The 19,048-nt window shown below is 57.8% G+C and carries 17 protein-coding genes and 5 tRNA genes; 4 read left to right on the top strand and 18 right to left on the bottom strand.

Features of this window, described 5'->3' with window-relative positions; all coding sequences use genetic code 11:
* Positions 1 to 107: 107 nt before the first annotated feature.
* Positions 108 to 848: a fumarate/nitrate reduction transcriptional regulator Fnr gene (gene fnr, locus DW349_RS05935; RefSeq protein WP_108124844.1), complete on the top strand. Its 741-nt coding sequence runs from the start codon at positions 108 to 110 to the stop codon at positions 846 to 848.
* A 107-nt stretch (positions 849 to 955) separates the two neighbouring features.
* Positions 956 to 1,099, top strand: coding sequence for a cytochrome c oxidase subunit CcoM (ccoM, locus tag DW349_RS17455; RefSeq protein WP_198650438.1), 144 nt, complete (start codon positions 956 to 958; stop codon positions 1,097 to 1,099).
* Here the strand turns inward: ccoM and nudC are convergent.
* Positions 1,072 to 1,884 (bottom strand): NAD(+) diphosphatase, encoded by an 813-nt coding sequence (nudC, locus tag DW349_RS05930; protein WP_198650439.1) that lies wholly within the window; start codon positions 1,882 to 1,884, stop codon positions 1,072 to 1,074. The two genes, ccoM and nudC, sit on opposite strands and share 28 nt — an antisense overlap.
* Positions 1,874 to 4,543 carry a bifunctional acetate--CoA ligase family protein/GNAT family N-acetyltransferase gene (locus DW349_RS05925; RefSeq protein WP_108124846.1) on the bottom strand — a complete coding sequence of 890 codons (2,670 nt, stop codon included), beginning with the start codon at positions 4,541 to 4,543 and terminating at the stop codon, positions 1,874 to 1,876. The genes nudC and DW349_RS05925 overlap by 11 nt, the downstream gene beginning before the upstream one ends.
* Before the next feature lie 73 nt (positions 4,544 to 4,616).
* On the opposite strand from DW349_RS05925, the gene DW349_RS05920 reads away from it, so the two are divergent.
* Positions 4,617 to 5,543 carry a histone deacetylase family protein gene (locus DW349_RS05920; protein WP_108124847.1) on the top strand — a complete coding sequence of 309 codons (927 nt, stop codon included), beginning with the start codon at positions 4,617 to 4,619 and terminating at the stop codon, positions 5,541 to 5,543.
* Between the two features lie 11 nt (positions 5,544 to 5,554).
* On the opposite strand, the gene DW349_RS05915 is transcribed toward DW349_RS05920, so the two are convergent.
* The gene (locus DW349_RS05915) at positions 5,555 to 6,397 is read right to left on the bottom strand and encodes an SDR family oxidoreductase (protein WP_108124848.1); all 843 of its coding nucleotides are present in this window, start codon (positions 6,395 to 6,397) and stop codon (positions 5,555 to 5,557) included.
* Positions 6,398 to 6,500: 103 nt separating this feature from the next.
* On the opposite strand from DW349_RS05915, the gene DW349_RS05910 reads away from it, so the two are divergent.
* On the top strand, positions 6,501 to 7,415 hold the full coding sequence (locus DW349_RS05910; protein WP_108124849.1) for a LysR family transcriptional regulator: 915 nt from the start codon (positions 6,501 to 6,503) through the stop codon (positions 7,413 to 7,415).
* 95 nt (positions 7,416 to 7,510) lie between these two features.
* Here DW349_RS05910 and ylqF read toward each other — a convergent pair whose 3' ends face one another.
* From ylqF to DW349_RS05835, 15 genes are all read right to left on the bottom strand, one after another.
* Positions 7,511 to 8,380, bottom strand: a complete 870-nt coding sequence (ylqF, locus tag DW349_RS05905) for a ribosome biogenesis GTPase YlqF (RefSeq protein ID WP_108124850.1) — start codon at positions 8,378 to 8,380, stop codon at positions 7,511 to 7,513.
* 67 nt (positions 8,381 to 8,447) lie between these two features.
* Positions 8,448 to 10,466, bottom strand: coding sequence for an NADPH-dependent 2,4-dienoyl-CoA reductase (locus tag DW349_RS05900; RefSeq protein ID WP_108124883.1), 2,019 nt, complete (start codon positions 10,464 to 10,466; stop codon positions 8,448 to 8,450).
* Positions 10,467 to 10,789: 323 nt separating this feature from the next.
* Positions 10,790 to 10,866: transfer RNA gene (locus DW349_RS05895), tRNA-Asp, on the bottom strand.
* Between the two features lie 6 nt (positions 10,867 to 10,872).
* A tRNA-Val gene (locus DW349_RS05890) sits at positions 10,873 to 10,948 on the bottom strand.
* A 166-nt stretch (positions 10,949 to 11,114) separates the two neighbouring features.
* Positions 11,115 to 11,191: transfer RNA gene (locus DW349_RS05885), tRNA-Asp, on the bottom strand.
* 133 nt (positions 11,192 to 11,324) lie between these two features.
* A tRNA-Asp gene (locus tag DW349_RS05880) sits at positions 11,325 to 11,401 on the bottom strand.
* Positions 11,402 to 11,407: 6 nt separating this feature from the next.
* Positions 11,408 to 11,483 (bottom strand) — tRNA-Val (locus DW349_RS05875).
* Positions 11,484 to 11,638: 155 nt separating this feature from the next.
* Positions 11,639 to 12,916 carry a TRAP transporter large permease gene (locus tag DW349_RS05870; RefSeq protein WP_108126791.1) on the bottom strand — a complete coding sequence of 426 codons (1,278 nt, stop codon included), beginning with the start codon at positions 12,914 to 12,916 and terminating at the stop codon, positions 11,639 to 11,641.
* Positions 12,909 to 13,394, bottom strand: a complete 486-nt coding sequence (locus tag DW349_RS05865; RefSeq protein ID WP_108126793.1) for a TRAP transporter small permease — start codon at positions 13,392 to 13,394, stop codon at positions 12,909 to 12,911. The genes DW349_RS05870 and DW349_RS05865 overlap by 8 nt, the downstream gene beginning before the upstream one ends.
* Complete coding sequence (locus DW349_RS05860; protein ID WP_108126795.1) at positions 13,391 to 14,392, bottom strand: TRAP transporter substrate-binding protein; 1,002 nt, start codon at positions 14,390 to 14,392, stop codon at positions 13,391 to 13,393. Before DW349_RS05860 ends, DW349_RS05865 begins: the two co-directional genes overlap by 4 nt.
* A 12-nt stretch (positions 14,393 to 14,404) precedes the next feature.
* A complete protein-coding gene (locus DW349_RS05855) occupies positions 14,405 to 15,250 on the bottom strand; it encodes a TRAP transporter TatT component family protein (protein WP_108126797.1) in 846 nt (281 codons plus the stop codon).
* A 79-nt stretch (positions 15,251 to 15,329) separates the two neighbouring features.
* The gene (locus tag DW349_RS05850; protein WP_108126799.1) at positions 15,330 to 15,824 is read right to left on the bottom strand and encodes a hypothetical protein; all 495 of its coding nucleotides are present in this window, start codon (positions 15,822 to 15,824) and stop codon (positions 15,330 to 15,332) included.
* A complete protein-coding gene (locus DW349_RS05845; protein WP_108126801.1) occupies positions 15,824 to 16,522 on the bottom strand; it encodes an OmpA family protein in 699 nt (232 codons plus the stop codon). Before DW349_RS05845 ends, DW349_RS05850 begins: the two co-directional genes overlap by 1 nt.
* On the bottom strand, positions 16,519 to 17,763 hold the full coding sequence (locus DW349_RS05840) for a hypothetical protein (protein WP_108126803.1): 1,245 nt from the start codon (positions 17,761 to 17,763) through the stop codon (positions 16,519 to 16,521). Before DW349_RS05840 ends, DW349_RS05845 begins: the two co-directional genes overlap by 4 nt.
* A gap of 118 nt (positions 17,764 to 17,881) precedes the next feature.
* Positions 17,882 to 19,048, bottom strand: a complete 1,167-nt coding sequence (locus DW349_RS05835; protein ID WP_108126805.1) for a sodium ion-translocating decarboxylase subunit beta — start codon at positions 19,046 to 19,048, stop codon at positions 17,882 to 17,884.

Here is a 19,048-nt window from a genome sequence, read left to right as displayed (position 1 = left end):
AGCCTGTACAGACCGGTCGATTCGGCTAAGATGGCGAACACAGAACAGTGGGCGTTTTACCGTGGTTGGAGAACGCTGGCTGCCAGCCCTTGGACGGGAGATTCGTGATGTCGTTGACCACTCACTGCAGCAATTGCAGTTTGCACCCTTTGTGCCTGCCGTTGTCACTGGATACCAGTGAAATGGACAAGCTGGATGCCATCATCCGGCGCGGTCGGCCGATCAAAAAAGGGGAACTCCTGTTCGCCCAGGGCGAACCCTTCGATTCCGTCTTTGCCGTGCGCACCGGCACGGTGAAAACCTACACCCTGACTCAGGACGGCGACGAGCAGATCACGGGCTTCCATCTGGCCAGCGAACTGGTCGGTCTGGACGCCTATGACTCTCCCGTCTACCCCGCCTCTGCACGGGCGCTGGAAACCACCAACGTGTGCGAAATTCCGGTGGATCGACTTGATGCCCTGTCGGGCCAGTTGCCTGAACTGCGGCGTCAGTTGCTGAGGTTGATGGGCCGTGAACTGCGTGAAGATCAGCAAATGATGTTGCTGCTGAGCAAGAAAAGCGCGGAAGAGCGCATCGCCTCTTTCCTGTTGAACCTGGCGGCGCGTTTCCGCCGGCGTGGTTATTCGGGCACCCAGTTCCGCCTGACCATGGCGCGTTCGGACATCGCCAACTATCTGGGCATGGCGGTAGAGACTGTGAGCCGCGTGTTCACCCGCTTCCAGCGCCAGGGCATTCTGGCCGACAGCAACAGCGCGCGCGACATCGAAATCGTCGATTTAACCGCCCTGACCCAGATGGCGTCCCTGGCCGATTGCGAACGCCTCGAACTCGGCATCAGCGCCTGAATTGATCTGGATCAATCGGCAGACCTTACTGCCTTGATCCAGGTCAAATCCGAATCCCGCCCCGCCCCTAGACTGAACGCATCCTCCAGTCCAAGGGGTTACCAACCATGTATTTCGACACTGTTGTTATCGCCGGTCTGCTCACTGTCGGTTTGATCTTCGCGTTTTTTGGCGGCATCGCCTGGTTTGTCCGCCAGGACATTCACGCGCATCCGCAAAACGCTCAGGCGGACGCCCAGAACCGTCGGTAAGAATCGATCATATAGCCGGCAATGGAGAAGCTGGGCGGGAACTCGGGCAGTTCATCGAGATGGAACCAGCGCGCATCGGCGATTTCACCCGGCTCCGGGCGAATGTCGCCGCCAGCGTAGTCGGCCCAAAAGCCCAGCATTAATTGATGCGGAAACGGCCAGGTCTGGCTGCCTTGGTAGCGCAGATTGGTCACTTCCACCCCAACTTCCTCGCGGATTTCGCGGTGCACCGCCTGCTCCAACGATTCGCCGGTTTCCACAAACCCCGCCAGCGTGCTGTACCAATTCGCACTGCGATGGCGCGTGCCCTGCGCCAGCAACACTTCCGGCCCGCGGGTGATTAACACAATCACACAGGGGCTGACGCGCGGATAAAACCGCAATTGGCAGGGTTCGCAAACCATGGCCGATTCACCGGTCATCGCCTGCGTCGGCTGGCCGCATTGGCCGCAAAACCGATGCTGACGCCGCCAGTCGAGCAAACCACGGGCGCGCGCTGCCAACATAAAAGCGGTTTCGCTGCGCAGACCGATGTCTCGCAAACCCAGTCGGGGAAAGTCTTGGGCGCCGTTCAGTTGGGCGGTGTAATAGGCATGGCCGTCGAGCAGGCCGATGAATTCCTCGTCCACTAACGCATCGCTGGACCAATCGGAACGGCGTTGCACCCAGTCGTCATCCGGGCTGACCAATTCGCCGTCCTGCCACAGCAACAGGCGATCGTCGGGGGTCGATTTCGGCGCCTGGCCCGGTAATTCAATGCGATGGTTGCCAAGTTCATACAGCACGGACAGGTTCCTTAACCGATTGGAGCGACAAGCGTAACCGAACCACGCCCTCTTCGTCCGGTTCGACGCGAAATCCGAAACGTTTGCCCAGTCCGAGCATCGGCTGGTTCTCCGCCAGGACGTCAGCCACGATTTGATCGACGCCTTGAGCACGGCCATATTCCAGCGTCTTGCGCATCAGTTGACCGGCCAGGCCTGTGCCCTGAAACGCCGGCAAAACCATGATGGCGAATTCCAGTTCGTTGGTGTTCACATCGGTCCAGAGCCGCATTTCACCAACGATTGCGCCTTCTGACAGCGCCACAAACACCATTTCGCGGCGGTAATCGATCTGGCATAACGTCGCGAGTTCCCGGTGTTCGAAATTCAGCCGGCTGCCGAAAAAGCGCAAGCGCAAGGCGTCGGCGTCAAAGCCGCCATAAAACGCCTTGAGCTGAGGTTCGTCTTCGCCGCGAATTGGCCGGATCAGAATGGAACGTTCATCTTTCAGTTTGATGCGCTCGACCAGTTCGCTCGGGTACGGATTCAACGCCGGGCGTTGCGCCGGCCCACGGCAGGCCGCGACGCCCAACACCAGCAATTCCTCGCCCGGTTGCAGCAGAATATTGACTTCCAGACCGGCCAGTTCGGGCAGATCGATCACCATTTGCGACAGCCGTTTCAAGGCTCGGGTCAGCCGTGCTAAATCTTTCTCCAGATGGTCTGAACGTTCCGCCAATACCTGATAGCCGTGCGAACGCAAAATCATCTGGCGCGCCAGGCTGGCGTTCAGCGGCGGCAGCGCTACCTGACGATCAGCCAGCATATCGGCGCGGGAACCGCCTTCGCCAAACAGAATCAACGGCCCGTAGGATTCATCGCGCGTCATGCCCAAGCTGAATTGCAGGTGATCGATCTTGCGTCGCATCGGCTGCACACCCCAGCCAAGGGTGCGGCTGTTGGGGAAACGCTCGGCTTTCTCGGCTTCCAGTTCGTCGCGTGCCTGACGCAGTTCCTCCGGCGAATTCAGTTCGATGCGCACGCCGCGCCAACGCTCCGCTGGTGTTTCGTTGTAGGCAAACGGATAACAGTAGGCCTCGTGCACCAGGCGCAACGACGCCGGGAAATAGCGATGCGTCAATCGTTCCAGCACCCGATCGAAGTCGACCCCAAAGGTTGAATCGACCATCTGGAACCCATAAAGCCGCATCAACATGCGCGCTTCAGCCCAGGTGAAATAGCGGCGCTTTTGCTCTTCGGCCTGACGGAACAATTGCAACGCCTGATCGCGATCCGGCTGGAAACCGAGCGCCATGGAGGTTGGCGTTTCACGCAGCCGCTCTTGCGCCATTTCGTGTTTGGCCAGCGTGAAAAACGCCTCGACGGCGTCGTTGGGCGAATCGAAATTCAGCAGACCCGCCGCATCAAACGCCTGCCGCGCCTTACCAATGCTGACGCCGCCGAGGAAACAGGTCAGCACCAGGCGCCGGCTGCGCTTTACCCAAGGCAGTAGTTTCTTGGCGACTTCGGTCGGGTCGGAACGTCGGTTCGGGCCATGCACCACCAGAATGCCGCCGATGGCGTGTTCCTTTTCCAATTCACTCAGCACCCGCACGTAATCGTCGCCACTGGCGTTGGCGGGCAGAATGGCCGGGTTGTAGCCGGTTTCATCGGCGTACCAAAGATCCGTCAACCGCTCGCTGGCGGTGCCGACTGGTGCCAATTCACCGCCCAGCGTCTGCAACTGCTGGCGCGCCAGCATCGCCGGGCCGAGTCCGTTGCTGACAATCGCCAGATTGGGCCGATGCAGTGGCCGCGCCCGCGACAGCACTTCCAGACCGCTGAACAAGCCATCGACGCTATCAACCTGCAACACCCCGGCACGGGCGAAAAATTCGTCATCGACGGCGCGCCGGTCAATCAGGCCCGGCGGCAGTTTGTCCTGCACCTGAGTGCGGATCGCCAGCACTTTTTTCGAGCGGGCGGCCGCACGCATGGCGATCAACAAACGGTTGGCGTCGCGAATGTGTTCCAGGTGAATCAGGATGGCGCGCACGCGGCGGTCGGTGGACAGATGGTCGACGATGTCGGAGATGCGCAGATCAGCGCTGGAACCGGCGGTCAGAAAGTGTGAGAAGCCAATGCCGCGCGCGCCGGCCCAATCCAGCAAGGCCGAACCCAGGGCCGCCGAATGCCCGACGTAGGCCGACCGGCCCGGTTCGGCGTTCAAATGCGCAAAACTGGCGTTGAGTTTGGCGTCCGGCACCAAAACGCCCAAGCAATGCGGCCCCAGGATGCGGATGTTCAGCTCGCGCGCCAACTCCTCAATGCGTTGGTTACGCCGTTTTTGCTCCACCGCCAGACGCCGCGACAGACCGCCGGTCAGAATGATGGCCGCCTTAATGCCTTTGCGACCGAGTTGCGGCAGCACACGCAAAATGGTTTCCGGCGGCAGGCAAATCAGCGCCAGATCGACCGGATCGGGAATTTGCCGCACATAGCGGTAACAGGGAAAGCCGAAAACGCGGTCGTAGTCTTTGAGATTGACGCCATAAATGCGGCCTTCAAAACCGGCGTCTTTCAAGTTGGTGGTGACCACTGCGCCCATGCTGCCGGGTCGTTCTGAGGCACCCAAAACCGCAACACTTTTGGGCTGGAAAAAGGCACTGAGGTCGGGCACGGTACCACCAAAGTCGGGATGAATCGCGACAAGACTAGCCTTATACTGCCTTGCCTTTCAATGGACCGTCCGCATGACTCGAACAGCGCTCATCCATCATCCGGTTTGCCAACTGCATGACATGGGCGAAGGTCATCCGGAATCGCCGCAGCGACTGGAAGCCATCCTCAGCCGACTCGATGAAACCGGACTGATGCAGCGCCTGGATGTACGCGAAGCCCGCCTCGATACCGCCGAAACCGTGCGTCGCATTCACAGCGACATCTACATCGAACAACTCGACCGCATCAGCCCAGAACACGGCCTGATACAAGCCGACCCCGATACGTTAATGGGGCCTTACACCTGGGAAGCGGCGTACCGGGCGGTCGGCGCTGGTACCGGCGCGGTTGACGCCATCATGGCCGGCGAATACCAACGTGCCTTCTGCGCGGTACGCCCGCCGGGCCACCACGCCGAACCCGACGTGACGATGGGCTTCTGCTTCTTCAACAACATTGCAGTGGCTGCTGCTCACGCCATCGCCGTGCACGGTTTGAAACGCGTCGCCATCATCGATTTCGACGTGCACCAATGCAACGGCACCATCGAAGCCTTCGAGAGCCGACCGGAGGTTATGGTCTGCTCCAGCTTCCAGCACCCGTTCTACCCCAATTCACACTGGGCCAGCGAACACCCGCACATCGTCTTATCACCTCAAATCACCTTCGCCACCGCCGACGATCTAAAAGCCGACTGGGAAGCCCGCTGGCGCCCTGCGCTGCTCGACCACCAACCGGAAATGATCTTCATCTCCGCCGGCTTCGACGCCCACACGCTCGACCCACTGGGCCAACTGAACTGGCAAACGGCCGACTACGACTGGATTACCCGTCGCATTGTTGAAGTCGCGGAAGAGGTTTGTGAGGGGCGCATTGTGTCGATGCTGGAAGGTGGCTATCACCTGAAAGCGCTGGCGGACAGCGCCGAAGCGCATATCCGCGTGTTGCTGGAAACCTGACGGACACACTATCAGCCGGCGCTGATATCGGTCTGCGCCGCTGTTTCTTCCTGCGCTTCCAGTTCAGCCAATCGCTGTGACAACGCATCGTGGATGATCCGGTAGGCGTCCGATCCCAAAATCAGACGCCGCGGTGCCGGCTCAATATCCACACAGTTGATCATGGCTGCGGCCATTTTGGCAGGATCACCGTTTGGCTCCCGTGCCGGATCGGTCAATACCGTATGCACCATATCCGCCGGTGTTCCTTTGTAGGCGTCCAGTCGAAGCCCCAGGTTACTGCTCGCGGCAGAACGAAAAGCGGTTCGCGCGCCACCTGGCTCCACCAGGGTGACCTTGATACCAAAAGCAGATACTTCTGCCGCCAGTGATTCCATAAAACCCTCAATCCCCCATTTGCTGGCGTGATACAAGGATGCACCGGGGTGCGTTGCCTGACCGCCATAAGTGGACAGCTGAATGATGTGCCCACCCGCCTGTTGCCGCAGAAAAGGCAGTGCCGCCCGAACGACCTGAATAGGACCCACCAGGTTCGTATCCAGCTGATGTCGTATTTGTTCGTTACTGAGTCCTTCCGCAGCGCCAAACAAGCCATAGCCGGCGTTATTAACAACGACATCAATACGGCCCAATTCCTCATACGCCCGTTGCACCGTTGTGTGAATCGCATCGGTGTCGGTGAGGTCGAGCACGGCTACCCACAGCCGCTCGCCATACTGAGCCTTAAGATCGTTGACTGCTGCCAGGTTGCGCGTTGTTCCTGCCACACGTTCTCCGCGCGCCAGCAAGGTTTCAGTCATCAACCGGCCAAAGCCGCTATTAATTCCAGTAATCAACCAAGTACGTTCTGTCATTTTCGCTCTCCCGTATCGAGCTCACCATTGAGAGCGACAGGATAAAGCGGTAGTTTGATGGTGATAACCAACCTATCTTTGGATGAACTAGTGCAAATTAACCATGAATAGCAAGCCGTCACTGACTGAGCTACGTGCACTGACTGCCATTGTCAGTCACCGCAGCTTCCGCAAAGCCGCCGGCGATATGGACATGGCGCCATCTACACTCAGTCATATGATGACCGCACTCGAAACCCGGCTGGAAGTACGATTACTGCACCGAACCACCCGCAGTGTTTCACCAACTGCGGCAGGACAGCGCCTGGTGGACCGCCTGGCACCTATCCTTCACGCCATCGATAGCGCCTTGGTGGAAATTGAATCTGAACGCCAGCGACCGTCCGGCCAGTTGCGCCTGACGGCATCTGAGACCGCATCAATGATTTTGATGCAGACTGCCATCCCGACATTTATCGAACAATATCCGGAGGTCAGCGTTGACCTGGTGGCAAAATCCGAGTTTGTCGACATTGTCGCCGAAGGATTTGACGCCGGATTTCGACTGGGAGAAGACATTCCCCTGGACATGATTGCGGTTCGATTTGGCGAACCATCCCGGATGTTGCCAGTGGCCTCGCCGGCCTACCTTAGAAACAAGCAGATTCCACTGACGCCGGATGATTTGAAAGACCACCAATGCATCTGCTCACGCACACCAGCCGGCAGGTCTTTCAAATGGGAATTTGAACGCCAAGGGGAATCGCTCAGCGTTGATGTGGCGGGTGCTTTAAGGCTCAATCGCTCCGAATTGATGCTGCAAGCGGCGATTAGTGGTTTGGGAATCGCCTTCGTTCCACAACTATTGGCCAAGCCCTATTTGAAGCAAGGTCAATTGGTCCCCTTGCTCGAATCATGGTGCCCTTACTACCCAGGGTTGGCGCTTTATTATCCAGGCTACCGGCAAGTTCCCGTCAACCTGCGTGCCTTTATAGAGGTTTTGAAAACAACGCCTAACTCCCTGGATCCATCTTTGTAGCTGCGAGTGATCATCACAGTGATTGAGCCTATGCCGGTATTCATGGAACTGAGCTGGCGATGATCGATAATTCAGCCCGGCGGAAAGCGCCGCGATTAGTGTTCGGCTTCTGTATCCAATTCCCGATACGGAATCTCCCTACCCGGCTCCTCCAAGCTGATCCGCCCCAGAATTCCACCGCGCAATTCTTTCAGCACAATCTCACTGACACGATGCCAATCGACGTTGCCACCCGGCGCACAAGCACGCTGGCGGGCGATGGCAGCCATGCAGTCCATGGCGCTGTCGGGGATTTCTTTGAGTTTGTAGCGCTCTTGCAGGCGCTCTGGGTAGCGTTGCATCAGGTAATCGACGGCGAACAGGGCGATGTCTTCGTATTCGACGGCGGTGTCGCGTACGGCGCCGGACGCCGCCAGGCGGTAACCGCCGACTTCGCTATCCGGTGACGGCCACATGATGCCGGGCGTGTCCATCAGCGTGAAATCGTCGGCGATCTGAATGCGTTGTTGGCGGCGGGTGACCGCCGGTTCGTCGCCGACTTTGGCGATACGACGACCGGCCAGGCCGTTCAACAGTGTCGATTTGCCGACGTTGGGAATGCCCATCACCAACGCGCGGACTGGCTTGCCAACGCCGCCGCGAAACGGAGCCAGCTTGCGGCACAAGTCGGGTACGCGCTTGATCTGGCGACGATCGGTGATTTCCAACGGCAAGACGCTGATGTTGTGCTCGGCGCTGAAATGCGCGCGCCAGGCTTCGGTAATCTCGGGGTCGGCCAGGTCATTTTTCGACAGCAAACGAACCACCGGCTTGTCGCCGCGCACCTGACTCAGAATGGGGTTCATGCTGGATTGCGGCAGACGGGCGTCGAGGATTTCGATCACCACGTCGATCTTGGGCATCAGTTCGCCAATCTGGCGACGCGCCTTGGCCATATGGCCGGGGAACCAATTGATCTTGGCCATGTCAGGTCCTGGCTAGCAAAGGCGCGCAGTGTATCACAGCCGCTGTGGGTTCAGCGGCGTGCTTGCGTTACAGCTGTGCGGCGACTTCTGCGCCCTGGCGGATGGCGCGTTTGGCGTCCAGTTCACCGGCTTTCAGTGCGCCACCGATGCGGTGTGCGGTCCGGCCCGCCGCTTCGAGCGCCTGATACAAATCCAGGCGGGATTCCTGACCGGCGCAGATGACGATCTGATCGACCGGCAACGTCTGTTCCTGATCATCGACGCGAATGTGCAGGCCGGCATCGTCGATGCGCTGATAGTCCGCGCCCGATACAAACGTCACGCCTTTGTGCGCTAATGTTGCACGATGCACCCAGCCGGTTGTCTTGCCGAGATTTTTGCCCAGCTTCGATGCCTTGCGCTGCAACAGCCAGACTTCGCGCGGGCTGGGTTCAGGTTGCGGCTTCACCAGACCGCCGCGGCTGTTCACCGCCAAATCAACGCCCCATTCGCGCGCAAAAGCGTCGATGTCCAGGCTGGGGCTGACTTCGCCGTGCACCAGCACTTCGCCCACATCGAAGCCAATACCACCGGCACCGATGACGGCAACACGCTTGCCCGGTTTAACCTTTCCTGACACCAGATCGACATAAGACACCACCATCGGATGGTCGATGCCCGGAATGTCCGGCGTACGCGGCACGATGCCGGTGGCGACGATGATCTCATCGAACTCGCTCAACTGACCGGCTTCGACCCGAGCGCCCAAGCGCAGCTCTACGCCGAGGCGCTGCAACTGCACGCGGAAATAGCGCAGTGTCTCGTTGAATTCTTCTTTACCGGGAATACGCCGCGCCAAATTGAACTGGCCGCCGATGACGTCGTGTTCATCGAACAGGGTAACGTGATGCCCGCGCTGCGCCGCCACGGTCGCTGCCGATAAACCGCCCGGGCCAGCGCCGACCACCGCGACGCGTTTGGGTTGCTCGGCAGGCGTGTAATTCAATTCGGTTTCGCGACCGGCACGCGGATTCACCAAACACGACGCCGGTTTCAGCTCGAACACATGATCGAGACACGCCTGGTTGCAGGCGATGCAAGTGTTGATCGCTTCGGCATCGCCAGCTTCCGCTTTGTTGACAAAATCAGCGTCGGCCAGGAACGGACGCGCCATCGACACCATGTCAGCCTGACCACTGGCCACAATGCGCTCGGCCACTTCCGGTGTGTTGATGCGGTTGCAGGCGACGACGGGAATCGTCACCTCTTTGCGAATGCGCTCGGTCACCGCCACAAAAGCCGCACGCGGCACCGAGGTCACAATGGTCGGCACCCGCGCCTCGTGCCAGCCGATGCCTGTGTTCAACAAATGCACACCCGCCGCTTCGATGCGTTTGGCCTGATCGACGATCTCGTCCCAGGTGTTACCGTCTTCCACCAGATCGATCATCGACAGTCGATAAACGACCAGAAAATCGTCGCCGCATTGCGCGCGAATACCGCGCACGATGTGTTCGGCGATGCTGGCACGGCCGCTGATGTCGCCGCCCCAGCGATCCTGACGCTGGTTGGTGCGCGGCGCCGTGAACTGGTTGATCAGATAGCCTTCCGAACCCATGACTTCGACACCGTCGTAACCGGCTTGCTTGGCAAGTTCAGCGCAACGAATGAAGTCATTGATGGTTTGTTCCACACCGGCGTCGTCGAGTTCTTTCGGTTGAAACGGATTGATCGGCGCTTGCAACGACGACGCTGATACATTGTTTTGCACAAAGGCGTAGCGACCCGTGTGCAAAATCTGCATGCAGATACGCCCGCCCGCCTCGTGCACCGCGCTGGTGATCACACGGTGTGACTGAACTTCTTCCGCCGTCGTCAACTTGGCGGCATTCGGATAAGTAACGCCGACCTCATTGGGCGACACACCACCAGTTACGATCAACGCCACACCACCACGCGCCCGTTCGGCATAAAACGCCGCGACTCGTTCAATACCGCCTTTGGTTTCTTCCAAACCGGTGTGCATGGAACCCATCAAGAAGCGGTTTTTCAGCACAAAGGGGCCAACATCAAGAGACTGGAACAGAGCTGGATAAGCAGTGGACATGGCGATTCTTTCACCCGTTTCAAACAGTTGTTTTAATTTGGCGAATGGCACCACAGGGGGTGTTTGGAGTCAAGCTGACGAAACAGCAAAGGCAGGTTTCTCGCCGTAGTGACAGCACAACAAGGCTAGCAAAAGACGGAGGACAGTCGATGGGAAATAAGGCGTATGAAATGAAAGCTGACGACCGCGAATTGGGTCGATACCCAGACAGGGTTTAACACAGAAAGGAAATGGCGGAACGGACGGAAGTCGATTGGACGGGCATACCAGCGGGCTGGCGCTCCAGACCGCGACCAGGGTCTTACCGAATTACTAGAAAGGAATGGCGGAACGGACGGGACTCGAACCCGCGACCCCCGGCGTGACAGGCCGGTATTCTAACCAACTGAACTACCGCTCCGCGTTATGGTGGGTGTGAACGGGATCGAACCGCTGACCCTCGCCTTGTAAGGGCGATGCTCTCCCAGCTGAGCTACACACCCATAACGCTAAAAATTTTAAGTCTTCCGACTGGCTGCGTCGCCACGGCCGCCTAAGCGCTTCGCGCCCCAGCTGCACCCTACGGGCATAAAAGCTACACACCCATAACGCAAGAATTTAAAGCCTTCCGGCTGACTTACTAACACCACTCAAACCTATCGATTCAAATGGCGGAACGGACGGGACTCGAACCCGCGACCCCCGGCGTGACAGGCCGGTATTCTAACCAACTGAACTACCGCTCCAAACACAGTTCAGGCTCTGCAGCCCTGTTTGGCGGGTTTCAGCTCCCGTCTTCTTTGACCAAAGGTCTAGGGAAGATCAAACGTTTAACTGGCTATTACTTAGTTAAACGAGCTCTACTGATTAGTAGAGAAATGGCGGAACGGACGGGACTCGAACCCGCGACCCCCGGCGTGACAGGCCGGTATTCTAACCAACTGAACTACCGCTCCGCGTTATGGTGGGTGTGAACGGGATCGAACCGCTGACCCTCGCCTTGTAAGGGCGATGCTCTCCCAGCTGAGCTACACACCCATAACGCAAGAATTTAAAGCCTTCCGGCTACTGCTTTTTCCAGTAACAGCACCAGCCATATCGACTTGCCCTGCCCCGAAAGTGTTGCGCATTTTAGCGATTTTCTTAATGGAGTCAAACGTTTAGCGGATTTTTTTGGTTCGGCTCTGGCCGCCTTAACGGACCAGCCAGAGCACCATGCCTTCCCAATAGGTGATCAACAGAACCACTGCCATCAGTACCAGCATCATCGGCAGCGTCGCCAAATACAGCTCGGTAATGGATCGTTTAAAACGGTAACTGGCGATAAAGAGGTTCATGCCTACCGGCGGCGTGAAATAGCCAATCTGCATGTTGGCGACAAAAATGATGCCCAGGTGTATCGGGTCGATACCGTATTGCTGCGCGACCGGAAGAATCAACGGCACGATGATGATCAGCGCGGCAAAAATGTCGAGCACAGCGCCGAGAATCAGCAACGCCAAATTGAGGAACAGCAGGAACGCCCAACGACTATCGATGTGCGTGCTGACCCACTCGAACACCTGATCCGGCACGCGCAGGTCGATCATCAAGTTGGTGAAGGCCAGGGCCACACCCAGGATCAGCAAAATGCCACCGACCACTTTCATCGCTTCGGTGGCAATGGCACCCAGACGACGCACGGGAATTTCGCGGTACACCAGCACTTCGATGATCAGCACATAAAGAGCGGTGATGGCCGCGATGTCTGAAACCACCAACCAGCCGCTGAACAAGCCGCCAATCACAATGACCGGAATGCCCAGCTCCCATTTGGCTTCCCACAGCGCCGCACCCAGTTCGCGGCCACTGAACGGCACCAAAGGCACCGACTGATGACGCTGTTGCCACAGACCCAGGCCCCACAGCGCGAGAATCATCAGCAGCGCCGGAATCAAACCGGCCAGGAACAGATCCTGGATGGCGACGCCGCTGATATCCATCTGCTGGGCGACGATACCATAGAGAATCAGCGGAATGGCCGGCGGCAACAGCAGCCCCAGGCTGCCAGACGTTGTTACCAGACCCAGCGCGAAGCGTTCGCTGTAACCAGCCCGCGTTAGCGCCGGCACCAGCAAAGCACCCAGCGCAACGATGGTGACGCCAGAACCGCCGGTCAACATGGTGAAAAAGGCGCACGCCAACAGCGCAATCAGAATGCTGCCGCCGGGCAACCAGCCCAGCGCCGCGTTAGAGACACGCACCAGGCGATCGGCGGTTTTGCTTTCGCTGAGCAAATAGCCGGCAAAGGCAAACAACGGCAACGCCATCAGCAAGGTGTTTTCGGTGAGTCGATACAACTCGATAGGTAGCACCATCAAATCGATATCAGCGGCCCAGAAGCCCCAGGCCGCCGCTGCCAGAATCACCACGAACAAGGGCGCGCCCAGCACGGCGAAGGCCGCGATGATCGCCGACATCAGACTAGACATCGCGCACCTCCGGCCGGCCAACAAACACCAGGCCCGCAAAGCGCAGCGCCATCAGCCCAAAGGCAACGGGCATGATCAGCTCAAACGGCCAGGCGGGTAATTCGGCAAAGGTGGTGGTTTTGAATTGGAATTCGTCGATGACAAAACGTGTTGATTGCCACGCCATCATGCCGGTCAACATGGCGGCAAAGGCCGTAGCGGCACGCTCAATGATCAACGACCCGACACCGCGCACATAGTGCCGCAACGCATCGATGGCGATGTGTTCGCCGCGCCGCGTTGCCACCAGGGCACCCAACAGTGCCAGCCAAAGCACCAGCAGACGATTGGCCGGATCGATCCAGAACCAGGAGGTTCCCACCAGATTGCGCAGACCAATCTGCAACACCGCCAGACCAATCATAATAAAGAGAGACAACGCCAGCAGACCGGTTTCAAGCCGGGCCAGGGCTGCGTCCAAACGCCACAACCCTTTCATGATTCGTTACGCACCTGCATCAGCAACTGATGAACCCGGTCGTAAATCTGTTGCGAAAACTGGCCGTCGTCGATCAAGCGTTCGGTCGCTTCTTCGGACTCGCGCTCCAGAGCCTGACGATCTTCCGGCTGCGGCTCCAGTATCTCGATACCCAACTGCTGCAACGCCGCGAGAGCGCGGTTGTTGTCTTGCCGCGTTTGGCGATCAATCAACTGACTGGCAGTGGTGAACTCTTCGTTGATGATGGAACGATCGGCGTCAGACACACCGTTCAGTGCGCGTTCGTGAATCGCCAGTACGCCATAGGTGTACATGAAAGGCGCATTGGTCAAATAGTCCAGACGGCTGTACCACTGCAACGTAATGGCACCGACTGGCGGCGCGACGATGGCGTTGATCGCGCCGGTTTGCAGGCCGGTCAAAACATCGCCGATGTTCAACACAATCGGATTGATTTCAAACGCGCGGGCCACCTGTTCCGACAACGGATCGTTCGCCGGCAGCCAGAGTTTTTGCCGCTCCAGATCATCCAGCGTCATCATCGGATGCTGGCTCATGCCATAGGCAAATCCGGCTTCAATCAAGCCAAACGTCAGCCAGCCGTTATCGGCCAGGCCTTGAGTAATCACCGGATCCAGTTCGGTACGAACGGCATCAACTTCGTCGTAATCCCGGAACAACAACGGCGCATTTAATACCTGAGCGTCCCGATAAGAATTCGCCAGCGCACCGCTTTGCACCAAGGCGCCGTGCAATTGACCAATGCGAATTTTGCGCTGCACGGCCAGGTCATCACCCATCACACCGCCGGGATAAAACCGCACAGCGACACGCCCGTCGGTGCGCGCTTCAATGGCCTGACCGGCGCGGCGCAGTTCGTTCAGAACGGCATTGCCATCGGGATATTGCGTGGATATTTTCAAGGTAGTGGCCTGCGCCAGGCCTGCCACGGCGACCAGACTCAACACCATCCAGCGACGAAATACGACTTTCAACATCGGCAACCTTCCTTAAAAATAATCGTCAGCGCTGGCCAGCAAACGCGCGGCCTCTTGCTGAGCATAGATGTTTTGCAACGTCAGACCCTCAACGTAAGGATCACTGCTTAACACCTCCTGAAGCAGTCGATCGTGCAATTCGCGATCGAACAACAAGCGCGCGTACTGGGACGCGTAATAAACCTGGATGATCAGGTTTTCTCCATCGGCGGCAACCAACGCCCGCTCGAAATAATCCTGAGCGATCTCCGGCTTGCCACCCAGGCTGGGCGGCAAAATGGAATTCATCACGCCCAGGTACAACAAGGCCGTGCCTTTTTCGTAGCCCGGCTCAATCCGGATTGCTTGTTCCAACACCGCCTGCACTTGCCCCAATTCGGCTACCGCCAACCAGTCATCGCTGTTCGCTTGAATGTAACCGGCCCAGCTGGTGCCCAGGGTATAGAGATATGGCAGATCGTCTTCGTCATCCCACTGGCTCAGCGTATCGGCCAGTTCATCCGGCGGAACATCACGCAGGCCACAGGCGTCTTTGTCATAGGTACAAAACGCATCGAAGGCATAATCCAACGCTTTGGTGGTCATGTTTTTGCGGCGTTCAACGGCGGTGGTGTCTACAAATACGCCAGCGTAAGCGCCGTTCAATGTTGCCGCGGTACGTTTCATTTCTTCATTTTTCGGATAGGTGGCAACCAGCGCATCGACCATCAACAAATAGCTGGGCAAACCATCTTCGACGGTTTGCAAATCGTCGCTGTCGAGAATGGCACTGGACAGGTTATCCGGCAGCTGAAAAGCGGCACATCCGCTTAACAGCAATGCCCAGCCAGACACCAAAATGAGACGCAAAGGAGACATGACTTTCCTCTTGGATAAATCGCATGGCCGGTCGCCATGCCAAATGGTGAACCGCTCAGACCGCAGACGCAGCCAATGGTCAATCCAACGCTTTGACCAATTCGCGACCACGCTTGATCGGATAAGGCGGGTATTCACGCCAGAATTCCTGCAACGAAAAATCGGCCAGCACGCGCGCGTTGTAACCTTCTTTGCGCCCCTTGTGCTCGTCGTAACCCTGATACCCCAACAGCTGCAAGCAGGCTTTGCAGACCGAGGCTAACGGATTCACCGGGTGCAGGCTGGTGGCAATGGTCACTTCTTCGGCGGCAGTCAACTGATCGCAATGCGACAGGTGATAGCAACCAGCGCCAACCAAAACAATGCGGGTGTTTTTGTAGCACAGCGTATGGTCCAACAAGCGGCCGACCTGATGTGAAGGTAACGACATTCCTTGACGTTCTAATTGCGAACGCTCTTCGCCGGTCAGATGAATGTTCGGATCGAACAATTCGAAATAGCCCAGCTGATCGGTGCCCATGGACGCCCGCATCTCGTTGAACGGTTCAAACTGCAGGAAGTCGACCAATTCCATCAGAGCTGACTCTCCAATATGGAAGCAATGCGGCTTTCGGCATCGGTGCGCACCCGGAATTCCACACGCCTGGAACGGTCGGGATCTTCATTTCCATTGGCGTCCAACACCGGCTTTGACGACGACAGACCGTTAGCCGTCATGTGCTGTTTCAACCAGATGCGTTCGCCCGCCACAGCATCCAGATTCAACACATAGTCGAGCGCAGAACGCGTACGCGCCTGGCTCAAACCCATATTGAGAATGTAAGCCGCGTCTTCACTCTGGCCGGCCCAGCCGCTGGAAGTGTGGCCTTCAATGCGCACTTCGGCGATGTCGTGACGGTATTTTTCCGAGGTAATAATGCGCAAATAACGCGGGAAAAATTCGCTCAGAATGCTCTCAAATTCAGGCCGCAAATTGCTTTCGCCCTGCGCAAAGGTGAGCTGTTCGCGGTTAAAACGAATGCTCAAATCCGGATCAATTTCGGCGCCCCAGCGATCCAGATCGGGTGCAAATTCATTCACCAGATCCTGGTACAACTGAGTGCGCAGACGGTCGTACAAAATCGCCACGTCGCGCACTTTATTACGCTCGATTTCGGCGTTGACCATGAAGACGATGGCGACCAACAAAAAGACCATCATCAACCCGGCCATCAAGTCACTGACCGAGACCCAATGTTCTTCCTGTTCGATGTGTTCCTGAGTGTTGTTCATTTCGACGTTTCTGCGGCCTTGATCAAATCGTGCAGGCGATCGGTCAGCGGGGTGTAGTCGTTAACGAATTTTTCCGACAGCGCCGTCAACTGATAGCCAAAAGATTTCAGCGCCTTATTCAATTCCGCTTCCATGGCTTCGTCGAGTTTCTTGATCTGGGCGTCGTTGCGTTCGAGCAATTCGTTTAACTGTTTGCCCAACCGCGACTGAGCGGTTTCGGTGCCAGCCACCAGCGCCTCGTTGACTTTGGCGCTGGTCTCGCGAATGCCACCAGCGGCATCTTCGAGCAACTGGCGCATCTGTTTACCCTGGCCTTCCACTACATCGCGCAAGGTGTCGGTCAGTTGCAGAATGCGGTTTTCCAATTGCGGCAATCCTTGGTGTGCGTCGGCGACCAACGATGAAAACGTCGACAGATAATCGCGCAGGTTTTCACTCTGGGTGCGCAGCGCGCCGAGCAGCGTTTCCATGTCTTCGGCAACGCTGGTAAAGGATTGGGTTTGCCGAATCAGACGCTCAAAGGCTTCGGCCCCAGCGCGGGCACTTTCGGCGCTGACGCGGTTGCTTTCCACCAGTTCGTTGATCTGGTCGCGATTCTGTTGCTGCCATTCGGCCATGCGACCGACCGCTTCGTTCAGGCGGCGGAAGTTTTCGCCATATTGCTCCTCGATGCGAGTGTTGAACTCGCGCATCACGTGACCGATGGCTTCCTGCAGCGCTGTCTTGTTGGCTTCGGTCATGTCGCGTTGATAGTTGCGGATGGCGTCAACCATGTCCTGTTGCTGTGCCCGCTGCGCTTCATGTTGTTGTTTCAACATCAGCGTCAGCGCTTCGTCGTCTTCGCCACTGAGATGGTTGGAGATGCGTTCCAGGTGCCAGGCCAAATCGTCCATCGTCGCCGTTTGTTTGGCTTCGCGATGCGCCCGTACGCGCATGCTGGAAATGGCGTAGCGGAACTTGATGGTCAGTGCACCGGCGAGGCCGGCAATGGAGGTCCAGAAAGCGGTTTTCAGACCATTGAGCAGATCGGGAACACTGGCCTGAATGTCGGTGGTATCGAAGCCTGCCAAACCCAGGGCGACGCCGATAAAAGTACCGAAGATGCCAATCGACGTCAGAATACTGGGTGTGTAATTGGCCGTGTGAGCCGAATAAACCGGGCCGTGGAAATACGCCAGCAAGCCCAGAATCAACGCCATAAAGAGCCACGTCAGGGCCGAAAAAGACGCCAGAATTTCCATGTACCATCCTTAAAAGGGGAGATCAAAGCGGCAGTATGCCATGCCCAGGCGGGTGACCATATAGCCGACTCAAACGAAAAACGCCGCCCGGAGGCGGCATCGTTTGAATCGTTTGATTTCAGCCCAGGTAGGCGAGCAGAACGCCGGCGGCGACGGCAGAACCGATCACACCGGCCACGTTTGGCCCCATGGCGTGCATCAACAGGAAGTTCTGATTATTGGCTTCCAGTCCGACCTTGTTGGACACCCGGGCAGCCATCGGCACGGCAGAAACGCCAGCCGAGCCAATCAGCGGATTGATCGGGGTTTTGCTAACCAGATTCATCCCCTTAGCCATCAACACCCCGGCCATGGTGCCGACACAGAATGCCGCCAGGCCGAGTAGCAAAATGCCCAGAGTTTCCACGTTCAGGAAGGCCTCGGCGCTGAGTTTCGAGCCCACGGCCAACCCCAAAAAGATGGTGACGGTGTTCATCAGGGCGTTCTGGGCTGTATCGCTCAAGCGCTCCACCACGCCGCTTTCACGCATCAGATTGCCGAAACAGAACATGCCCAGCAGCGGCGTCGCCGACGGCAAGAACAAGGCAACCAGAACCAACACCAGCAAGGGGAAGATGATCTTTTCGCGCTTGGACACCACCCGCAACTGCGTCATGGTGATGGCGCGTTCTTTCTGAGTGGTCAGCAAGCGCATGATCGGCGGCTGGATCAACGGCACCAACGCCATGTAGCTGTAGGCGGCCACGGCGATGGCTCCGAGCATGTCCGGCGCCAAGCGGCTGGCAATGAAGATGGAGGTCGGACCGTCGGCACCGCCAATGATGCCGATGGCGGCGGCGTCGGTGAGCGAGAAATCCATCCAACCCATCGAACTCATCCAGACCGCGCCGATGATGGTGCCGAAGATACCGAATTGCGCCGCCGCGCCCAAAAACAGCGTTTTGGGGTTCGCCAGCATCGGGCCGAAATCGGTCATCGCACCAACGCCCATGAAGATCAGCAACGGGAATACGCCGCTGCCAATCCCGATGTGGTAGACGTAATACAACAGCCCGCCGGCCGACAGCAAATGGCCATCGTCACCGTACACCGGCGCGGCGTACATGCCGGCTTCGGGAATGTTGACCAGGATGGCGCCGAAGCCAATCGGCAACAGCAGCAAGGGTTCAAAGCCTTTGCGAATCGCCAGATAGATCAGCAGCAGGCCAACCAGAATCATCGCCAACTGGCCCAGGGTTAAATTAGCCAGACCGGATTGGGTCAGCAGTAAGTTCAGTTTATCCAT

This window comes from Saccharospirillum mangrovi (assembly GCF_003367315.1).
In the GTDB taxonomy this organism is placed as follows: domain Bacteria; phylum Pseudomonadota; class Gammaproteobacteria; order Pseudomonadales; family Natronospirillaceae; genus Saccharospirillum; species Saccharospirillum mangrovi.
The sequence above is the reverse complement of the archived record's forward strand: the minus strand, read 5'-3'. Positions and strand labels throughout refer to the sequence as shown.